Annotated in this window: 20 protein-coding genes and 2 pseudogenes; 8 read left to right on the top strand and 14 right to left on the bottom strand. The window is 34.0% G+C overall.

All coding sequences use genetic code 11. The features are described 5' to 3' along the window. The 10 genes from ACTDJC_RS22170 to ACTDJC_RS22125 all read right to left on the bottom strand — a co-directional run. Positions 1 to 866 (bottom strand): collagen-like triple helix repeat-containing protein (locus ACTDJC_RS22170; RefSeq protein ID WP_440604709.1); only part of this gene is annotated, 866 nt, incomplete at its 3' end. Positions 867 to 878: 12 nt separating this feature from the next. Then, positions 879 to 1,964, bottom strand: a complete 1,086-nt coding sequence (locus tag ACTDJC_RS22165) for a hypothetical protein (RefSeq protein ID WP_440604708.1) — start codon at positions 1,962 to 1,964, stop codon at positions 879 to 881. Positions 1,965 to 2,077: 113 nt separating this feature from the next. Continuing rightward, positions 2,078 to 2,371, bottom strand: a complete 294-nt coding sequence (locus tag ACTDJC_RS22160; protein WP_440604707.1) for a hypothetical protein — start codon at positions 2,369 to 2,371, stop codon at positions 2,078 to 2,080. A gap of 24 nt (positions 2,372 to 2,395) precedes the next feature. After that, positions 2,396 to 2,632: a hypothetical protein gene (locus ACTDJC_RS22155; RefSeq protein WP_440604706.1), complete on the bottom strand. Its 237-nt coding sequence runs from the start codon at positions 2,630 to 2,632 to the stop codon at positions 2,396 to 2,398. Between the two features lie 29 nt (positions 2,633 to 2,661). Beyond that, positions 2,662 to 3,108 (bottom strand): hypothetical protein, encoded by a 447-nt coding sequence (locus ACTDJC_RS22150; RefSeq protein WP_440604705.1) that lies wholly within the window; start codon positions 3,106 to 3,108, stop codon positions 2,662 to 2,664. Between the two features lie 493 nt (positions 3,109 to 3,601). Beyond that, a complete protein-coding gene (locus ACTDJC_RS22145; protein ID WP_098309798.1) occupies positions 3,602 to 3,850 on the bottom strand; it encodes a hypothetical protein in 249 nt (82 codons plus the stop codon). A 105-nt stretch (positions 3,851 to 3,955) separates the two neighbouring features. Beyond that, complete coding sequence (locus ACTDJC_RS22140) at positions 3,956 to 4,507, bottom strand: TraM recognition domain-containing protein (RefSeq protein ID WP_440604704.1); 552 nt, start codon at positions 4,505 to 4,507, stop codon at positions 3,956 to 3,958. Between the two features lie 40 nt (positions 4,508 to 4,547). Further along, entirely contained in the window at positions 4,548 to 4,826 is a 279-nt protein-coding gene (locus ACTDJC_RS22135; protein WP_440604703.1) for a TRAG family protein, read from the bottom strand. A gap of 90 nt (positions 4,827 to 4,916) precedes the next feature. Next, a complete protein-coding gene (locus ACTDJC_RS22130; protein WP_440604702.1) occupies positions 4,917 to 5,069 on the bottom strand; it encodes a hypothetical protein in 153 nt (50 codons plus the stop codon). 450 nt (positions 5,070 to 5,519) lie between these two features. After that, positions 5,520 to 5,720, bottom strand: a complete 201-nt coding sequence (locus ACTDJC_RS22125) for a helix-turn-helix domain-containing protein (protein ID WP_440604701.1) — start codon at positions 5,718 to 5,720, stop codon at positions 5,520 to 5,522. Between the two features lie 187 nt (positions 5,721 to 5,907). Here ACTDJC_RS22125 and ACTDJC_RS22120 point away from each other — a divergent pair, with 187 nt between their 5' ends. Both ACTDJC_RS22120 and ACTDJC_RS22115 read left to right on the top strand, forming a co-directional pair. Further along, positions 5,908 to 6,396: a helix-turn-helix domain-containing protein gene (locus ACTDJC_RS22120; RefSeq protein ID WP_440604700.1), complete on the top strand. Its 489-nt coding sequence runs from the start codon at positions 5,908 to 5,910 to the stop codon at positions 6,394 to 6,396. A 338-nt stretch (positions 6,397 to 6,734) separates the two neighbouring features. Beyond that, positions 6,735 to 7,694 (top strand): Replicase RepFR55, encoded by a 960-nt coding sequence (locus ACTDJC_RS22115; protein ID WP_440604699.1) that lies wholly within the window; start codon positions 6,735 to 6,737, stop codon positions 7,692 to 7,694. An 857-nt stretch (positions 7,695 to 8,551) separates the two neighbouring features. On the opposite strand, the gene ACTDJC_RS22110 is transcribed toward ACTDJC_RS22115, so the two are convergent. The 3 genes and pseudogenes from ACTDJC_RS22110 to ACTDJC_RS22100 all read right to left on the bottom strand — a co-directional run bounded on the left by ACTDJC_RS22110 (position 8,552) and on the right by ACTDJC_RS22100 (position 10,832). Continuing rightward, complete coding sequence (locus ACTDJC_RS22110; protein WP_440604698.1) at positions 8,552 to 8,698, bottom strand: Phr family secreted Rap phosphatase inhibitor; 147 nt, start codon at positions 8,696 to 8,698, stop codon at positions 8,552 to 8,554. After that, positions 8,695 to 9,789, bottom strand: coding sequence for a tetratricopeptide repeat protein (locus ACTDJC_RS22105; protein ID WP_440604697.1), 1,095 nt, complete (start codon positions 9,787 to 9,789; stop codon positions 8,695 to 8,697). The genes ACTDJC_RS22110 and ACTDJC_RS22105 overlap by 4 nt, the downstream gene beginning before the upstream one ends. 541 nt (positions 9,790 to 10,330) lie before the next feature. After that, positions 10,331 to 10,832 (bottom strand): annotated as a pseudogene (locus tag ACTDJC_RS22100) (GNAT family N-acetyltransferase). A 773-nt stretch (positions 10,833 to 11,605) separates the two neighbouring features. On the opposite strand from ACTDJC_RS22100, the gene ACTDJC_RS22095 reads away from it, so the two are divergent. Further along, positions 11,606 to 12,151 carry a MerR family transcriptional regulator gene (locus tag ACTDJC_RS22095; protein WP_440604696.1) on the top strand — a complete coding sequence of 182 codons (546 nt, stop codon included), beginning with the start codon at positions 11,606 to 11,608 and terminating at the stop codon, positions 12,149 to 12,151. 130 nt (positions 12,152 to 12,281) lie between these two features. Here the strand turns inward: ACTDJC_RS22095 and ACTDJC_RS22090 are convergent, their stop codons facing one another. Then, complete coding sequence (locus ACTDJC_RS22090) at positions 12,282 to 13,265, bottom strand: DUF4003 domain-containing protein (protein WP_440604695.1); 984 nt, start codon at positions 13,263 to 13,265, stop codon at positions 12,282 to 12,284. A 130-nt stretch (positions 13,266 to 13,395) separates the two neighbouring features. On the opposite strand from ACTDJC_RS22090, the pseudogene ACTDJC_RS22085 reads away from it, so the two are divergent. The 5 genes and pseudogenes from ACTDJC_RS22085 to ACTDJC_RS22065 all read left to right on the top strand — a co-directional run. Next, a pseudogene (locus ACTDJC_RS22085) lies at positions 13,396 to 13,500 on the top strand (LytTR family transcriptional regulator DNA-binding domain-containing protein); the annotation flags it as partial. A 370-nt stretch (positions 13,501 to 13,870) separates the two neighbouring features. Next, the gene (gene tnpA, locus ACTDJC_RS22080) at positions 13,871 to 14,269 is read left to right on the top strand and encodes an IS200/IS605 family transposase (RefSeq protein ID WP_440604694.1); all 399 of its coding nucleotides are present in this window, start codon (positions 13,871 to 13,873) and stop codon (positions 14,267 to 14,269) included. A gap of 10 nt (positions 14,270 to 14,279) precedes the next feature. Continuing rightward, positions 14,280 to 15,368, top strand: a complete 1,089-nt coding sequence (gene tnpB / locus ACTDJC_RS22075) for an IS200/IS605 family element RNA-guided endonuclease TnpB (RefSeq protein ID WP_440604693.1) — start codon at positions 14,280 to 14,282, stop codon at positions 15,366 to 15,368. Between the two features lie 462 nt (positions 15,369 to 15,830). Beyond that, positions 15,831 to 17,018 (top strand): ParM/StbA family protein, encoded by a 1,188-nt coding sequence (locus ACTDJC_RS22070; RefSeq protein ID WP_440604692.1) that lies wholly within the window; start codon positions 15,831 to 15,833, stop codon positions 17,016 to 17,018. Between the two features lies 1 nt (position 17,019). Next, positions 17,020 to 17,424: hypothetical protein (locus ACTDJC_RS22065; protein WP_440604691.1), on the top strand; the 405-nt coding region annotated here is incomplete at its 3' end.

Raw genomic sequence — 17,424 nt, 5'->3', positions numbered from 1 at the left:
GGATCTGTCGGCTCTCCCGGATCTGTCGGCTCTCCTGGATCTGTTGGTTCTCCCGGATCTGTCGGTTCTCCCGGATCTGTCGGCTCTCCCGGATCTGTCGGCTCTCCTGGATCTGTTGGTTCTCCCGGATCTGTCGGTTCTCCCGGATCTGTCGGCTCTCCTGGATCTGTTGGCGGTTCTACTGGTGGTTTCGGTTCTTCTGTTCCTGGATCTGTTGGCGGTTCTACTGGTGGTTTCGGTTCTTCTGTTCCTGGGTTTGTTGGTGGTTCTACTGGCGGTTTCGGTTCTTCTGTTCCTGGGTTTGTTGATGGTTCTACTGGTGGAACTGTTTCTGTGCTTGGGGGTAATATATCACCAATACTTGCAACAGATGAACCATCATCCTTATTTCCGAATGCAAAATGATTACCATTCAGGGTTGGTTGTGGACTACCATCCGTGATGGCTGCAATAATATTATCTTTGGCTGTATCGTTGAGGTTTTTGTCAGAGGTCTCTTTATCAAATAGTGCGATAACACGAGAAGATGTTTCATCTCCATTTTGAAGATTACTCGCAATCACCTTATCTTTATAATGAGTCTTCGATTTATCTAGTTCCTCTAACACATAAGCAACATCTTTATCCTTTCCTTGAATCGCATTATCTGTAATAGCTGCAAAATCTTTTTCATTTAAACTTTCCGCTGATTTCTTATTTTCATCTTTCTTGTTTTTATCAACCTTTTTTGTAACAGCTGCCTTACTTTTCGATCCTTTACTATCTTCACCAAATAAGCTACAACCAGATAAGCCACCTAGCATTAGCGAAGTACCAACAGCTACAACCCCTATTTTCCTAAAAAACTGATCATAATTCAGTGGCAATTTGACTCCCCCCTATACCTCTTTCAAATCTTTATCGATTTTTTCGATTTTTGCTTTCTTTTCTTCTTCGTTAAGAGAAGATTGCTCCACATCTCGTTTTTGTAATTCTTTGACCTCTTTCATTAAATTTCTATTCCCTTGCGTTTTCGCAAAAGTAAAACAGTCATCATATTTTTTAAGATTGATATACGATTCCGTGATAAGCTTTTCACGTCTGCCATCCATATTAACTTTTCCTTTTAACCGAATCACATCTTCATATTTCTTATTGAGTGCTGCCTTTTCAAAGTCAATCACATCATTTTTAACATCAATCTCATCAAGTTTTTTCATATTGTCTATTCCGACGTAATAAGCAACGACACTTTCTGCAAATTTCGGTTCATACTGTAATGCCTTGTTTGCTTTTCCGTTTAGTAGATACGTAAATAAGACAGCTTTTTGGCTGTCTTTATCTAAATCCGTATAAGTCACCTTATCAAACTGTTTGGCCGCTTCTCCATATTGTTGAATGGCTGCTTGTTGTAAGCCTTTGACTACATAATTTTCAGAACCAGCACTTGCACTAGAAGTTGGCTTGGAAGAGAATATTTGAAATGCAAATATAGCTCCTGCACCAATCAAAACAACGCTTCCTATGACACTAGCGATGATCTTTAACGATTTCTTATTTCCCTTTTCAGCCTTTACAGCTGCTTTTACTTCTTGTAGTGGATTATGAAGTGCTTCTTTAATCTCTTCTGACGGTTCCTCTTCATACTCGTATTCCTCATCAAATGGAGAATCAATAATTTCAGCTTCTAACACTCCTAAAATCTCATTCTTTTGTTCTTCTTGTTCTGGATCTAATTGCATCAAATTCATTTTCTTATAAATGTGATCAAATATATGATCCGCATATCCTGAACCAAGCGATAAAGTACCCTTATAAATTTCATTAGAATGTTCATCTAACAGGTCAAAATCAACACTTTCTTTACGTCCATCTTCCCTAAAATTACGTTCTAAACGTTTTGTTAGAGTATAGGCTTCTTTAAAATAATATTGGCTTTCTGACTCGATTTCTGATAGGTTGCTATTCTTAAAAATTACAAACATGACTTCTCCTTTCTTCTGTTTATTTCAAAATCCATGAAAAAAGGGCAAGAAAAAAAGCCATACCCCTTGCATAGCCTCTTCATTGCCCTATTGATATATTTTTACTATTTTAATCACAGAAAAGAAAATAAGATCTGACCAAATTTGATATTGTTATTTACACTTTCAGCTAAATATGAGCATCCCATTACGATAATTAATCCAACTGCCCCTCCGATAAACCACCCAATGCACTTGTGTCTTCCTTGTTGACCACCCCAAATGAGAAGATAAGCACCCCAACAAAATACAATCGCTGTACTTACCATTGCCCCTCTTTGCATCCAAGTAATTAATGAGTTCCCGGTATTCACTAAACCATCCATCGCATCACCTAAAACTAACATTTGAGCAATTGATTCGAACATACACATTCACTCTCCTCTTCATTTTTATGCTTCAACACTTTGCCTAACTTGACTTTGTCCGTTTGGCTTACTTTCTACTTCGGCTGCTTGTGTTGGTGCTGCTTTAAATGCATTCAAAGCTTGCAAGATTAAATCTTGGTTTTCTTCAATGTACTTCTGATGATGTAAATGAAGCCAATGGTTATAATCTTCACCATTGGCTTTTAAGAGATTGGATACCATTTCTCTTTCTTTTTTTAATTCTTTTTGCGTAATTGCCATCTTATCACCACCTTTCAATGATACCGTGATTACTTTTGATATTGTTCTTTACAATTTTGAATAAAGAAAGTAACTTCTTTTTCAAGTTCAGAAGGCTTATATTTCGAAAAATCAACATCTTTCTTTAATTTCCCTTTTTCATAGTAAGCAAGAGAATCTCTTCTTTGTGATAAACCCCAATCATGTGGATTACTCGATCCTGGTATATCCTCACGGTTTTCATTTAATCCTCTTACTTCAATCTTTTCTTCTTGCGCTAATTTCTTTACAAGATGAAACCAATCCTCGCTATGTCTCATGTTGGAAGATAACATGACAAATCCTGTTCCATCCTCACTCATGAACTTCTTCATTTCTAACGGACTTAGTTCCATTACTTCCCCTTTTCCTGAGCTTGAAAAGACAAATGTTGAACCAATAGCGATTGCTATAAAAAGTCCAACAACAGCGGAGATAATCCACCCTTTGCGACTCATAACTATTCCTCCCTATACCATATTTTCAATAAGCGATTTTGAAGTGTGATGAGACACATTTAAACTTCAACATCTGTCTTCATTATAGCAAGAAAAAGGAAACGGAAAGAAAAAATGGAAATGTCATTTATGGCGGAAATGACGAACCCTGTATTGGCATGCGTATAGAAGCTAATCCCGACTTAGTTTCTATATGCCCAATACCGCACTACGTATTTTGGCATGAACGTAGAACCTTATGTATCTACTGTATGTGATGTTCACCGCTTCTTCAGAATGTTATTATGGGATATTCCTCACGGTTACTGTTACGCACAGATCTTTGATACATCGCTTTTCCAGTGGTCACAGACGAGTTTTAAGTAGCACCCATCAAACAGCATCGTATACCTAACCCCTCTAGTGACCGTTTCAAGGGAGGCACGCAATATTTACTTTTCAAGGAGCCACATACTTTGTGCTAGGTTCTCAGCACACTTCAAAATCGCTTTTTTTATTTACACTTTTGTTTTACAGCTACTAATTCAGCCTGTTTATGTTTCCGTTTTGCAATTAAATTTTGATGTTCATCTCTGACTGAGCGAACCTGGTAATAAATTTGTGCTACTTTTTCAATGCTTCCTGTGCCATTTTCAATCGCAATGGCACCTTTCAATTTGTATGTCTTTCCATCAAAGGTTTTAATACTATGAGCTGGTGATGCTGCAATATCATAAAATGTGAGTCTTTGTTCTGTTCCCATATGATCGCCTCCTATTTGTAAAAAGGAAGGAAGAGTTAACCGTCCTCCCCTTATATAGTTTTCTAGCCATCTTGATAGGATGAAATGTTAAATATGAGTATTGTTTTATGCTAGGACGGTTGTTTGACACGAGGTTATAATTCGTTGTGCTGCTTTTTTTCCATAGATTCTTTGTAACTTCGAGTGGGACTCTACTACAATTGAATTGTGAATATGATATTTCGCACTTTCTTTTAAAAACTGCTCCATATGAGGGATTGGGTATAAGTCATACTGATGAAACACAAGATGAATTGGTCTTATTTTTTTATGTTCCGTTAAAAATTGAAGAAAATGAGATAAAGCTTCTCCTCGATCTTCATACGTACTTTGTTCAGTTTCTACACTGATATACACGACTGCTTTCCGATAACATCCAATTTGTAAATTTTCAGAACCAGTTAACAGATTATGTTTTAGTATTTTATAGCCTTGTTCTCGCTTTTCTTCATGAGTATCGTTATAAAAGATGCACTTCGGATCAAAAACGAAAATGTAATTATCTTTAGAATCTTTTACGCCCTCTATAACCGTCCTGTAAGCTCCAAACCTAGCTTTTATTACACTGACACCCTTTGTTCTAATCGTTTTAGAGCACTTCTCTGCTACTCCTAACATAGATTTCACTCCTTCCTATTTCATCCTTTGTATCTATTAGCTAATAATGAAACCAAAAGTACTCTCTTTGCCTTTCTAACTTGCCCTGTTTGTTAGCATGTTGATTAATTATCTCTAGGAGTTTATCTATTGTTCCTTCTCTTATTTGGTTTGCTGATAAAGCAAGTACCTTAAAGATCTGATACGTTGGATGATTTTTATCTAACGTATCACTCAGTTCAGAAAGATAAGTATCCTGGTCTTTTACTTTTTGTACAAATTCCCTTACCTGTTCAAAATCTAAGTAATACAAGTTTCCATACCGTTGATCTAAGTACAAAATACTTCCTGTTAGTAATTTGGTAGCGGATTCTATCCAAACATCCTACCGTTCTTTCGGTTTGATTACCGTTTGTGCAATGGATATCGCTTATATTAAGTCTTTTGAGAACCAATCGCTCATTTTACTTGCTCTTCCTCTTCCTGGTTTACCTACAATGATTTTATTTTCACGTTTAGATAGATCTGAAAAGCTGTTATTAATAATTTTCCCATTTGTTGTACCAAGATAGAATCCTGACACTTCATATCATCTCCCTTTCAATTTCTCATTGAAAATACGTCCCTGCTAAGGCAAATACTATATAAATAAAACCAGTCAATTTCACGTATGGATTTCAGGTTTTCTACCTGTTTCTAGGAATTTCTTTTCTATTTTTTGTGGTATTTTTTCTAGTTGTAGTTGTGTAACAATTTGTTGTGGTATTTCTGCTTGTGGTAGAACCGGATTCTGTATTTCTTTTGGTTGTTCCGGTTGTTGTAGCTGCTCTTGTGGTATTGGCTTTTTCTTATATATTCATTACAATGGATAACGTTTAATACGATCGTTTCAGCATGACTAAAAATCTTCCTCATATGATATGCAGTTTTCAAGGATCATTAATTATATTTGAATTGCTAGAGTTTTTTACTATAATAAAATTTACATAGTTATTTTTATGCTTGATTTAAGTATCCAATAACCATATTTCAGTTATTCTCGAATTTTGTAATACGTTGGTACAAAAAAATATTCTACGGGTTTGTTAAAAAATCTAGAAATTTTTTCAGCCCTTTCTGCATTAACACCTGATTTCCCCTTCTCGATAGCATGTAACACTTGAGGCTTGATATTTAATTTTTGTGAAATTCGTTCCAAAGAGTAATTTTGAGTTTTACGCTCATAATATAACATCGCAACATTTAACCTCCTTTCGGTTATACTTATAAGTATAATATATCACTTTTGAAGTTAAAACAACTGTTTTTTGATTATTTTCAAAAAAGTATCACTTTTGAAGTTAAATCATCCCCTTTAAGTTGCGAATACAATATAGTTCATTTGGAGAATTACACTTTTTAAAAGGAGGATTAATAAAAATATGAGTATTTTCGGCGCACGTGTAAAAACATTGAGACTTGAAAATGGTTGGAGTATGAAACAATTAGGTGAAGAAATTGGAAACATTACTGGGACATCTTTTGCTCAAACAACGATATCTAATTGGGAGAATAAAGGAGCTGAACCTTCTTACAGCATTTTAGTTGTCATAGCAAATCTTTTTGAGGTCAGCACAGACTTCTTAGTCGGTAATACTAAGAAGATTAAAGAAGAAAAATTATTTATGGAAGAAGAGCAAACAAAAAAAGACCTTGATATAGAAGAGAAAGAACTCGAACAGAATCGAGAACTACCTTTCATGACACAAGATCTTTATCAAGAATTACTTACATTACCAACGGGAAAAAGAGAACAGTTAGAGAAGCAACTAAATGAATATACAGAATTCCTTGGTTATAAGTACGACAAGTTGCAAGAGGAATATATGAATTTCAGAAGATACCTTCAATACGAAATCAAAAGCCGCTAGTATAAACTAACTAGCGGCTTTTTCCTATTTAAATACTTCTATCTCAAGATTAAGCATTGATGTTCCATAATAATAGTTATACAATGATACATATATATAAAATAACTTCATTAAAGTTACAAAAAAAAACCCTACCAAACCACCGTTTTTAATTGATCAGCGACCAAACTGAAAATCGATTAAAAACTCTCAAAGGAAAGTAGGGGTCTTATTCATATAAAATTATGTTCAATTACCTGTGTCTATTATAACATGTAGTGAATGTAAAGTGAATATAAACCTCTTGTTTTCCAATATTTTTTCTGTGTGTGTTTAGTGGGAAAATAGGAGGTTTTTTCATGTTTTTAAAAAACTTTTTGCTTAGTCGAGCAAAAGCTGAATTAAGTCCTCGAATCAAACATCTGTCAAAGACACCTGGGACTATTAATCAAGCAATCAAAAAAGTTACTACTTATATTGATGGTATTGTCCTAGAACATGAAGGTGTTACTACTAAAGATTACCTCACAAAACGAAAATATGAAGCGTTAGAAACGGTATTATCCTATTTAGTACAAGAAGGCTATTCCCAAGTAAAACAAGATCATATTAGTAAAAAATCTGGTATTTCTAAACCCGTTATCAACTATATTTTTAATTGGTTACAAGATCTCGGAGTGTGCCAACAAATCAAAGTCAGGCGACATGGCAAGATTGCTCCATCTATTTACATCTTAACTTTACATAATAATTACCTGAAAATCGTTGAATACTTTAGGGTAAAATGGGCTTTTACAATTGATGTTTGCTCTACTTTTACTGATCAATTAAAGAAAAAGATCTTTAAGAAAAATAATAACCTCTCACATGAAGATAAACCAGTACAGGATGCATCTAATGGATTAGATGTTTTTAACTTAGAAGAATCAGCAAATCCAGCAGTGAATAATGAACCTAAAAACCGTGATGATAGATTACAAGATTTAAGTGATTATTTAAGTGAAGATCAACAAAGAGCATATAACTATATCATGCTCCAAAAGGTAACGAATCTATCAGAAAAGGATGCATACGTTATTGCAAATAGGATGCCACCAGATATCGGAGAATCTACATGGTATTATTTTGAGCAATGTGTAAAATGGTTTAAGTTTAATAAAGCCGATGAAAGCAATCCTGCACACTTTATTAAAATGTTTGGGCAACAATATAAAGCATATCTAGACCGTAGGGATCGTGAAGAAAGTGAAGCTATTAGTAACTTGGATAAAAAACGTGAAAGTACGTTCATCTTCTATGATTTTTTGAAAGGAAACTAGTAGTTAAAAAAATAGCAATAAATAGCCTTGTTTGAAAAAATCATAATCAACAAGGCTATTTGTCATGCAAGCATATTCCCATCCTCTCTCTGCTATATTTCACTCATAATATTTAACTATAAAACTCCAACCTTTAATACCAGTGTTTTCTATCACTAACTCAGGTATTAAACCAGAAATTTACTAAGTATAAAGCTCAAATGCCTTGTTGGAGTAAGAGTAAAGCCTTAAAAACGAATTCTAATGTTTTTATTGTATTTAGTTTTTAAAAACAAGATTTAATAAATAAAGAATCTACAAGATTTTAGAAATCTATTTTTGATAGATATACAGTGTCATCTTTTAGGGAAGACTATCGAATTTATAGAAAATAAAAAACCGTGTAAGATCCTTTTACAAGGAACTTACACGGTTCCCTCAAATTCGCTATTGCTATCTAAAAACAATCTTCATCTTTTAAATAAACGGCTAAACCAAGAACTTTCTTGTTTCGAGGATACAATTAATTTTTTGGTTGCTTTTGTTTCATGAATTAATTCTAGAAATTATTGATCCCTACTCCAATCAGAAAAAGATACTGAAATTAAAGAAACCACACTTTATAGTATGGATAAGTGTTTTTATTAGTGCGCTATATTTTCTGGCTGGACTTATACTGCTAATCATAAGCTTATTAGTCATAGTGGGCTTAGTAGCAGTAGGATTGTATTATATATGAACTATGGGGTTTGCTATTGCTGCATTTGCAATTATACTAGTGGGAATATTTATGGCGCTTGGTGTACTTTACAAATTTTCTACATATTTAGGTTCGTGGTTTTAAACAAGGATATTCTTTTGTTTTGTGGATCAAATTCTCATCCAGTATTACCGTCTGCATACATTACAGCTGTATACTTAGCTTGACTAGATTGTTTAGAACCAGAATCTATTGAATTATTTAAACCAAAAGTTATAATTCCCACTGCCATAATTCCCACAAAAAGCACATTCAATTTTCTCATTTTAAAGCCTCCTTCTCAAAAATTTTCTCTTTTGCTCCATAACTTAAAAAGAAATATGTACTTGCTTTTTCAAAATTTGCTTCAGCATGAAACTGAACAGCTAATATCTCGCTGTATTCTTGAACATACTCCCATAGTTGTTCTTTTTTGAAATAATCCATTCCTGCTAAAATTGTTTTTTCTAAATTTTCAGTTGTATTATTGTTACACATTTCCCTCATAATAATAAAACGATATTGGTACTCAGAAAGTTCTAACTCATTACAAATTTTTAAGCCTTCTTTAATAAGTTCCAATGCAATTGTTGTTTCCCCAAGTTTCAGGTATTGTTTAGCTTGAACAAAGAGTGCTTTATAATTATTGGGCATTTTCTGATTTACTTCAGATAAATAACGAATTGCTAAACTAGGGCTTCTTTGCTCTGCATACATTAAACCTAAGTTTTGACGGACAATTAGAACATCTCTTTCACTACCGAAATTATGAAATAAATCTATAGCTGAAACAAAATATTCTTCTGCTAATTCAAATTCTTTCAAGTGAGTACAAGCTAATCCCAAAAGATTATTACAATAAGCTATTTTAAGTTCACAGTCAGTGTTATTGGAAAATATGTCCTTGGAGGCATTTGCATATTTTGTCGCTAAAAGTCCTTTGTAAATGTGGTAATGAAATATTGCTAAATTATAATAAAATTCAGCTTTTTCAAGTTCATCAGGAATGTGTATTAGTAGAGATTCTGCTCTATCATAATGTTCTTTAGCTAAATTATAACTTCCAATTGCATTAGAATGGATTGCTTTAAAAAAATGATAGTAATATGCTAAGAAGTCTTCTTTTGGTGTATCAAAAGTTTCAATTTTATCAAAACTCTTTTTAGAAATACCCAAGTTATTGATTAAATAGCTATACCGGAAATCAAGAAGTGAATAATAAAAGAGTAAATTTTGATTATCCTTTAAATCATTAATCTGTTTCTCAATTTCTTTTTTTAACCTCTTGGAATTTTCTATATTTCTTGCACGAATCTGTAAATACCATTCATTTAGTAGTTCGATAAGTTGTTCATTACCCTTCAATTGAACGTTCATATTATCCTCCCCGTTATCCCATCAAATAAAGGGAATATTCTTATAATATAAATGATAACAAAAAACAGATTGTTAATTTTCTATAGGTGTATTTTTCAATAATTTTCAGAATATTCACTTTATTATGAAGTTGTAGTAGGAAGTCTCGTAATAAGATTAATTACTGATATCCTATTTAATACCGGATATTACAATTAGTTCTCCTGCTGGAAAAGTATACGAACCGCAAATTAATTGTATATGTTTCTAAAGTCTCTATAGAGGCTGCTATTAGTTATATGGAGAATGAAATCCACCCGAGGGATCGGAAAACATTATACGTGTGAAGTTAGTTCCTCAATGGCTGTATCTTTAACTAAAAATGTAGCTACTGTTCCTGTAGATGTTGAATATTTTCTAATCACGGCTTCTATTATCTTATCGATCTCTAAAAGGCTATCATTATGAAGTTCATCTGCTGTTTGAATATTTTGTTTTGGTATTCTATATGAAATTCTTTTGCAAGGACTCTACATGTTTCCCCAATCTTCCCTATTTCTATTTACGTTGTCGCATTGAGATTTAGACGCCATTCGCTGCATTGCATGAAGTTTCCTAGCGGGTATTCGAAATCGCACTCGGCAATGAACAAGAAATCTAATCTCCGACAAATCGCATTTGACGCAGGGTTATTAACGGATGGGAACGCATGAATGTACCTGTGCTTCTTCTCAGCACGGACACTAGCTAAGGCCGATGAAACAGCCGCATTCGCTATGCCCCTGCCCTCGAATGGTGGCAGAACGCTCCATCTGATTTCATACATGGTTTCCCAATATCCGACAGAGCCGACTACTTCAAGCTCTGGAAGAAGTACATGCTGAACACACAGCCTTTCCCACCAATCTCAAGGTATCTCTTGTGGCGCGAAAGAAATCCCCCTCGCTCTCTGGACCTCCAAGGTGTTTCATCATCTCTGGTTCATTCAAACAACGCAGCAAGGTAAGATCGGTATCTGCCCAAGGTTCAATCCGTACCTTATTTAAATTTGTTTGCTCTAACATCTCTTTCACTCCTAGTTTAGAGTCATTATCACACTTTTATCTTATCAATCTAGGAAAAGAATTCCTCAAAAAATCACTTAGTAATTTCTAATAATTGATAAAGTAACTTCACTAGAATTTTGGTAGATTTATATCGCAAGAAATTTTTGTATTTTTAACATATACACGATCCCGATTCAGCTAATAGTGGACATTTATATAAAAAACGCTAGAAAAACGGATAGTGTTCACGAATAATTCTATTTAACATAATATCGCTAGGTTGTTCAGGATCTAATAATTTTGTTTTAAATACTAATCCAACTAAGGAAACCTTTGATTCTCTTACACATATCTAGTAGAATTTTTGTATTAGAAGTAAACCTCTAATATCTCATAGACAAATTGTGTTTTAGCAAGTACTAGTAAATTCCGGAGAAAATCTCAGTAGAAGTTAGATATTTTTATACACCAAAAAGTGAAAGCAAATCTGAATATGGAAATAGGCTTTTAAATATAGAATAGGTACATATAAGTCATTTCATACTTCTCAGAAGGTAAAGATTCAAAAAAGATGGATACCATCCATAACGCATGGATAACGAAGATATGGCGCGCATGACTTTTATTTTACTATAACCGAAAGCGTTGGTAATACTGAGGAAAACGTTATAAAAACGGATAGCGTTCACAACATAACACCTTCTCTCAAAAAATATAAAAAACACTTTTAGAGGAAACAGCATTCTAATAAAGAAAAATAGTGTAACACACAAATAACGGAGGTGTGAAATTTGGAATATGGATATTTTGCACAAGAAGTAGCAAAACAATTAGACATTAACACAAATACGCTTCGGAGATGGTCAATTGAGCTAGAAAAAATGGATTATGTATTTGACCGAAACGAGCGGAAACAACGCATTTACTATGAAAAAGATATTGATATTTTAAAACAGATGAAAGAATACTTAAATCAGAACTGGAAATTAGAAGAAGCTGCAACGAGAAGCATTGATATCACTGAAGAAAACGCCAAAGAAACGGATAGCGTTCACGAAGAAATAAACACCGAGATAACACTACCAAAACGTTCGGAAAATGACATTTCAGTACTTCAAGATAAATTTTTGCACATGTTTCAGCAACAAGAAAAAATTGTACAACAAAACCAAGATATCATTGAATTATTGTTACAAGAGCGTTCAGAGAAAGAAGAGAAAGATGCACAAATACAGTTACTACAAGACAAACTAGATGAAGCTATTGGACTACTAAATGAAGATCGTCAAGATAACACCAAAAAAACGTTCATTCAGCGTTTATTTAACCGTGATTAAATTGCATGTGCTTCGTGCTTATTAACTCAAAAGTCGATTGTCTGCTGACAATCGATTTTTGAGTTAAGCATGATATATGTAACCCTTTTTGGAAAATCCTACATATAGCATTCATGCAGCAAATTGCACGTTATGAACTACTGCTGGCAGAAGCTGCTGCGGAGGAAGCGGTAATTGCTGCTATCATAGCTGCCTGCTGCGCCTGTATGAGAACCTCTATCATTGTTTGTAAGCCTGTGTTAGCAGCGTGACTTTCCGCACCTTTTTGACTTACGAATAGTTGAATAGCAATAAGAATATTTGCATCCGTATGCCAGCGGAATAGCTTGTCCCCCTGCAATTTTTCAATGAATGCCCAAACAGAAGGGACCTCTTTCTCTCCATCCTCAAGCAACGCTAGTAGCCCGATAGCCGGATAATGCATCTGTTTAACTTTTACCTTTTCTTGCTTTAGCAGGTTCCATATGTTTGTGCAGCGTGCTACTAAAATATCTTCACTGACATCCTTCTTTAGAGAAAGAATATGACTTAAAAATTGAAGATCATTCCCTTTGTGCATACCAGTTGCCGCCAGCTTGTGATAGAGACGTTCCACTCGATCCATAAGTGTCTCTACTTTCTCTGGTTGTCCTGCTAGCAAAACAGCGAGCGGATAATCATTTGTGCTTGTAAGAAAGAAGTGATCCTCTTTCATGCGTTTATATACTTGCAGCGACCGCTGAATGCGTGTTTCATGCTGTCCATTGTCTTCTGGTAAAAGCGCTGCTGCTGCCAAATAAGTGAATATACTCCGGCTAAAGCCACCAGCGACTAATCGTTCATATAAGTCTAGGAACTGCTGAAACGCTTCTTTGTAATATGTAAAGTGAATATCTAATGTTGCTGCAACCACAAAGCGATGATAGGACTTCAAATATGAAAACATCCCTACCTGATCATTAATATAACTACTAATTTGTAAAAAAAGCCCAAGATCAAACGGCTTATCGCTGCCTGCATACATCGCGGCAATCATCATCCCTGTCCGAGAATCACCGGTTTTCCACCTTAGTTCTCCCTTCAACTGTGCATATATGTGTGTATACTGCTCCAGCTTCTGTTGCAATGTAATCATAGCGGTCCCCCCATTTTTCTTGTACTTCTCTTCTACCATACTATAATTCCATATCTAGGAATATATGTATTTTATTCTTTTTTTGCACCAAAACTGACTGGGAAAGTCATTGGAAATAAGGGAGAAAGTAAATGTAAATCATATTTCTGAAATCCAGCCGTTGTTTAACTCTACGTATAATTTAATTATGAAAGAGGATTCAAAAGTACCGGGAAGCCTTGATAACTCTGGATAAAACGCTACATAAACGGATAGCGTTCACGAAGAAACAGCCGTCGAGATAACACTGCCAAAGCGTTCGAAAAACGCCATTTCAGTAATTCAAAATACACTTTCACACATATTTCAGTAACAAAACCAAACTAGATAAAACCATTAAATTACTACCTGAAGACCGTCAAGATAACACAAAGAAAACGTTCATTCAGTGTTTATTTAACCGCACTCCCCGAAAGAATTCTCCTTCCTCAAGCGTGTAAAGGGCGATAGCCCAATGGTAGGTGGGAGATGAATTTCGGTTTGGTGTAGCCAAAAAGCACTTGACTTTGCTTTTTATTTTGCTCCTGATATAATCAGTCTTATAAAATATAAAGGTTGGTATATCGGTGAAACTAGATAGTAATAATCATTCAGTATTCTTATTGTATTACCATCTCGTATTAGTTGTGAAATACAGAAGAAATGTATTCGATGATGATATGTCTGACTATGCAAAAGACATGTTTGTAAGACTTTCTGAGAACTACAATATAACGTTAGTCGAGTGGAATCATGATGTTGACCACGTACATATATTGTTCAAGGCACATCCTAATACAGAAATGACAAAGTTCATTAATGCTTATAAGAGTGCGAGTTCTCGATTAATAAAGAAAGAATTTCCACAAGTGAAAAAGAAACTTTGGAAAGAAATGTTTTGGGCAAGAAGTTTTTGTTTGCTAACTACTGGTGGTGCACCAGTAGTTGTGGTGAAGAAGTATATCGAAAATCAAGGGGAGAAGTGAGGTGTAGGTTATGTTGAAGGCATATAAGTATCGTATCTATCCAAATAAAGAACAAAAAATGTTTTTCGCAAAAACATTTGGATGTGTGCGTTTTGTCTATAATAAAATGCTTGCTGATAGAATCGAATCTTATAGAGAATCACAAGATAAACCTGATAAATCTATCAAATATCCTACACCTGCACAGTATAAAGCTGATTTTCCGTTTCTAAAGGAAGTTGATAGCTTGGCGTTAGCCAATGCCCAACTAAATCTAAACAAGGCATATGCTAATTTTTTTCGTGATAAATCCGTTGGATTCCCAAAATTCAAAAGTAAAAAAGATCATCACCGTAGTTATACAACAAATAACCAAAAAGGAACAGTTTGCATTGAGAACGGTTATATGAAGCTACCAAAATTAAAGACATTGGTAAAGATTAAGCAACATAGACAATTCTTTGGATTAATTAAGTCGGTTACAGTTTCTCAAACGCCTACTGGTAAGTACTTTGTATCGGTTTTGGTAGAAGAAAATGAACAACTATTCTCTAAAATCGACACAAAAGTTGGTGTTGATGTAGGATTGAAAGACTTCGCAATACTGTCTAATGGTATTAAATATGAAAACCCTAAGTGGTTGAGAAAGCTTGAAAAAAGATTAGCCTTTCTGCAACGTTCTTTGTCACGCAAAAAGAAAGGTTCAAATAATCAAAACAAGGCTAGGTTACAAGTCGCAAGACTTCATGAAAAAATTTCGAATCAACGCAATGATTTTCTTCACAAGATAAGTAACAAGATCACTAACGAAAACCAAGTAATTGTGATTGAAGACTTGAAGGTGAAGAATATGCAGAAGAACCGTAAGTTAGCAAAAGCTATCTCAGAAGTATCTTGGGCTAAATTCAGAGAATATCTTGACTACAAAACAATATGGAAAGGGCGTGATTTGATAATCGCACCTAAGAATTATGCAAGTAGTCAACTTTGTTCTTGTTGTGGCTATAAAAATCAAGAAGTAAAAAACCTAAACCTTCGTGAATGGGCTTGTCCAGCATGCAATAGCCATCATGATAGAGATGTAAATGCAAGTATAAACTTGCTAAAATTAGCCATGTAATTGGTATTTTCTTTAGGGGCAGGGACTGCCCTTATAGCTTGGTAAAGATAGATAGCTAATAAAAGTATCTAGTTCCCAAGAAGCCCCCACTTCAAACAGTCCGTAAGGACGTTAAGTGGCGGGTAGTTCACATATTGAACTCATCATTTGAAGATTTATTTATCATAAGGATATTTCCTGTAGAAACACCTATATAAAATAAATATCAAAAAGATATTCATTTTATATAGAGAGGAATCAAAAATACCTTCTCATCAATTTTAAATATAAAATTAATTTATTCAGGATTTCTAAAAGATATCTTTTGAATATTTATCCTTTTCTCGAAATCAAATATATATTCAAAAGATATCTTTTAGATATATATTTGATTTCTATAATTGAAATCCACATGTTTTTTGTGTTATAATATATCTAATAGATATTAAAAGGAAATAAAATAAAAAATAGAGGTGATTTATAATGACAGATTCAAAAGTGACTAATCTTCATTTAAATATTGAAGGCGATATTGGTAACGACTCATTTAAAGGATATCTTAATGGGCAATATATAAAAATGAAGAATGTATATCAAAGTGTTTATTCCATGCCAAATGTTACGGAAACGAATACTCAAAAGAATGTAATTAATTTAATAGATAACATGTTCGTAAATATTGCTAGTAAATCAATTAGAAGATCCGGAATGTATTTTATTGGTAATCGCGCAATGATGACTGGAAAAAACCCTAAAAACATGAATATTAAAGTGGGCCAGAAGTATAATGATGATTTACCACTGATTAATATGCTAGGTCTTCTTGCAAATAAATCTGTACAACTTGAATGGGAGCAGACTGAAGAACTACCTCAATCCATTAACGTTACAGTTGATCTCATTTCAGCAATTCCAGCAAGTCAATGGACTCCTGCAAATGCTAAGCATTTAGAAAACCGCTTTACTAGCTCAAATCATGTTGTAATTGTTTATGTCGGTGAAGAACAAGTAACAGTTACCTTAACATTTAACAGTGCAAACATTACTCAAGAAGGTGTTCCTCCCTTATACGCAATCCTTGAAGGCGAAGAAGATATGTTTAGTGATTTTATTAAACTATATAAAGACAAACTTGAGGTAGAAACAATAAAAGGATCATTCTTTAAGAACAAAAAGATCTTACATAGTGACATTGGAGATGGAACAACTGAGTATATATACACAGTTGGCGTAAATCCAGTAATTGATGCTTGTAGTGGAGAAAGACGTGGAGTTGGGCATGCTACAGAAGAAGCTGTAAAACTATTGAATCAGGAACGTGGTACAAATATTAAACGTCAACAATTCTCGCAAATCCTTCAAGATGTAGACCATAAATACCATGAAGAATCCACTGGGTATTTTAACATTACAAAAGTAGAACAAGCTGAACTTATTTTAGAAGATACTGATGAGAAATATGTAAATAATACAGCAAGTGAAGCTGAAATTTTATGCGTATACGGCGGCGGAAGTGTTACTTTTAAAGACGAACTATACGATCAGTTACTAGAGTACTGTAATCGAGTTGGAATGTACTTACTGTGGATTCCAGAACAATATGCTGTAGATATGAATGCTAGAGGAATGCAAGTTATCAAGAAAATTCTTACTCGAAAAAAGGTGAGATAATATGTCTGACAAGAAAAGAGAGTCCTTCTTTTGGAATCTCAAAAAAATTGAGAACGAAGAATTCTTTAAATGGTTTGAATCTCAAGGAAATATAGCAGATTCATTATATAAACTTGTCTGTTACTTTATTGATAAACATGGCTTACAAGATGTTGGTGATTATAAGATTCAACAACAAATGCAAAGAGAAATTTTACTTCAAGATAAAGATTTTTTAAATGAAGTTAAACGGGTCATATTGAATGATTCAAATCTTATTCTCAAAAAAGAAGACCAAAACACCCATAATGAGATAAAATCTCCTAATGAGGAAATTGAGACTTCTGAAGAGCAATCTGATATTGAAGATGTAAAAAAAGAAGACGTTTCTACATCTGAAACAAAAGCTTTAAACGATGAATATGAA

It is taken from the genome of Bacillus sp. GB_SG_008 (assembly GCF_052038115.1).
Lineage (GTDB): Bacteria > Bacillota > Bacilli > Bacillales > Bacillaceae_G > Bacillus_A > Bacillus_A rhizoplanae.
This window is presented reverse-complemented; position numbering and strand designations above follow the sequence as displayed.